This window comes from Streptomyces sp. 150FB (assembly GCF_000818195.1).
Classification (GTDB): domain Bacteria; phylum Actinomycetota; class Actinomycetes; order Streptomycetales; family Streptomycetaceae; genus Streptomyces.
Genome location: NZ_JTHL01000001.1, coordinates 4304037 through 4306071 on the forward strand (window position 1 = coordinate 4304037; position 2035 = coordinate 4306071).

General features: G+C 73.1%; 2 protein-coding genes. Both read right to left on the reverse strand.

Features of this window, described 5'->3' with window-relative positions; genetic code table 11:
- Window positions 1-451: 451 nt before the first annotated feature.
- On the reverse strand, window positions 452-1702 hold the full coding sequence (purD, locus tag QR77_RS18335) for a phosphoribosylamine--glycine ligase (RefSeq protein ID WP_040022982.1): 1251 nt from the start codon (window positions 1700-1702) through the stop codon (window positions 452-454).
- Between the two features lie 144 nt (window positions 1703-1846).
- Window positions 1847-2035, reverse strand: a 189-nt coding sequence (locus QR77_RS46770; protein WP_160310934.1) for a hypothetical protein, incomplete at its 5' end; no start/stop codon positions are given.

Here is a 2035-nt window from a genome sequence, read left to right on the forward strand (position 1 = left end):
GACGGCCGCCGGCAGCAGCGCGACGGCGACCGCCCTGCTGCGTACGCGCAGTACGGCGAGCGCCCGGACGCGGGCGCCCTGAGCACCAATCTCGTCACCCATGGCGGAATCGGACATGGTCGGACCTCACCCCCTCTGCCCCCTTCGACGGTGTTGCTCACTCCCCCACTGTGGCACCCGCCACTGACATCGCAATGCCGCTGGGCCAAGTGCCGGAACGCTTGCGCCGCACCCTAGTTGGGGCTTCGGCGGCAGTCATCCGGATGGCCTAGCCGTCACTCGATGGAATGGCTTTGGGTAAAGGTGCTGACGTGGCGGGGTACCCGTCGCAGGTTTCCGCACGAAGGGAAAACCGGCAGGTCAGAGGCGTAGAGCGGGCCGAGCGGGCGAGTGGGCGGACAGGGGTTCGAACGGTCCCGTGGCGGTCCGCGGCTGCCCTGAGCCCGAGCTGTCAGGCCTCCGCAGCCGCGCGGGCGATGTCCGTACGGTGCTGGCCGCCGTCCAGCCGGATCCTGGCCACCGAGGCGTACGCCCGCTCACGCGCCTGCGTCAGGTCCTTACCGGTCGCTGTCACCGACAGCACGCGTCCGCCGGCGCTCACGACCGCGTCGCCGTCCCGCCGCGTACCGGCGTGCAGGACGTACGCGTCGGGTGCGTCGTTCGCCGCGATCTCGTCGAGGCCCTGGATCGGGTCGCCGGTGCGGGGCGTGCCCGGGTAGTTGTGGGAGGCGACGACCACCGTGACGGCGGAGGAGTCGCGCCAGTTCAGCGGGGGCAGCCCGGCGAGCGTTCCCTCGGCTGCGCCGAGCAGCACGCCGGCCAGCGGGGTCTTGAGCCGGGCGAGGACCACCTGGGTCTCGGGGTCGCCGAAGCGGGCGTTGAACTCGATGACCCGCACGCCGCGGCTGGTGATCGCGAGACCCGCGTACAGCAGCCCGGAGAAGGGCGTACCGCGCCGCCGGAGCTCGTCGACCGTCGGCTGCAGAACGGTCTCCAGCACCTCGTCCACCAGCTTGGGATCGGCCCACGGGAGCGGGGAGTACGCGCCCATGCCGCCCGTGTTGGGGCCCTCGTCGCCGTCGAGGGCGCGCTTGAAGTCCTGGGCGGGCTGGAGCGGGAGGACCGTACGTCCGTCGGTGATCGCGAAGAGCGAGACCTCGGGGCCGTCGAGGAACTCCTCGATGACCACCCGGCCGCAGGCGAGCGCGTGCGCGCGGGCCTCGGCGAGATCGCCGGTCACGACCACGCCCTTGCCGGCCGCGAGGCCGTCGTCCTTGACGACGTACGGGGCGCCGAACGCGTCGAGGGCGTCGTCGATCTGCTGCGGCGTGGTGCAGACGTAGCTACGGGCCGTGGGGACGTTCGCCGCGGCCATCACGTCCTTGGCGAAGGCCTTGGAACCCTCCAGCTCGGCGGCCTGCTTGGAGGGGCCGAAGCAGGGGATGCCCGCGTCCCGTACGGCGTCGGCGACTCCGGCGACCAGAGGCGCCTCGGGGCCGACGACCACGAGCCCCGCCTCCAGTTCGACGGCGAGCCGGGCCACGGCGGCACCGTCCATGGCGTCGACGGGGTGCAGCTCGGCCACCTCGGCGATTCCGGCGTTGCCGGGCGCGCAGTGGAGAGCGGTGACGTCGGGGTCGAGCGAGAGAGAGCGGCACAGGGCGTGTTCGCGGGCGCCGCCGCCGATGACAAGGACCTTCACGGGGGGCAGCCTAGCCGGGGAGGGACGCCCCGGGATCCGACGCCCCCTCGGGCGGGACGGCTGCCGGGTGCCGGGCGGCACGGGCGCGCGGCCGCTCAGGTCGTTCGCGCGGTCGTTCGCTCAGTCGTTCGCTCAGTCGTTCGCTCAGTCGTTGTTGTACTCCTCCACGATCGTGGCACCGAGTTCGCGGACGAACAGGTCGGGGCCGGAGAGCGCGGAGTCGACGAGGTCCGCGTCGTCCTCCTCGGCGGTGTCGTCCTCCGGCGCCACGTAGGGCGCCGCCGGGGGTCCCCCGGCGGCCCCTCGGGGCGGCTCGGACTGCGGCCGGGACGC